Source organism: Psychrobacter sp. T6-1 (assembly GCF_052258445.1).
The window spans coordinates 1-521 of sequence record NZ_JBQQFC010000831.1; the positions used below are offsets into that span (position 1 = coordinate 1).

The window sequence follows — 521 nt, forward strand, 5'->3', positions numbered from 1 at the left end:
GTGCGGGAGCTAAAACGGATCTGTTTGCAAGTAGGGGTCGATATTTATGAGACAACGCCTGCGATAGATATCGAAGAATCTAGAACCATCAAAGTAACAACGCCTAATGGTCGTATTACCAGTGACAAATTAGTGATATGCACCAATGGCTATTCGCACAATGTGCCTAGCGTGCGCTTAAAAAACCATCAACTCCCTGTGTGGACCTATCAGGTAGTGACGCAGCCTTTGACGCCTGAGCAATGGGACGCTATCGGTTGGCACAAAAGACAAGCGTTTGAAGATAATAGGCAATTGGTGCATTACTTTCGTCCGACCGCAGATGGACGTATCACCATGGGCGGCGGGCGCGTCGCTGTCGCTTATGGCAATGATATGGATAAAGATAGCCACCCAAAAGCATGGCAGCACTGCGAGGAGCATCTCAAATGGATTTATCCACAATTACAGGACGTCAAAATCGCTTATAGATGGGGCGGCCCGACCTCAGTGAATCTAGATATGACGCCAGAGATTGGCTA

The 521-nt window shown here is 48.2% G+C and carries 1 protein-coding gene; it reads left to right on the forward strand.

Features of this window, described 5'->3' with window-relative positions:
- Positions 1-24 precede the first annotated feature (24 nt).
- The coding region (locus ACTXGO_RS16655; protein ID WP_443575251.1) for an NAD(P)/FAD-dependent oxidoreductase at positions 25-521 on the forward strand (497 nt) is incomplete at its 3' end.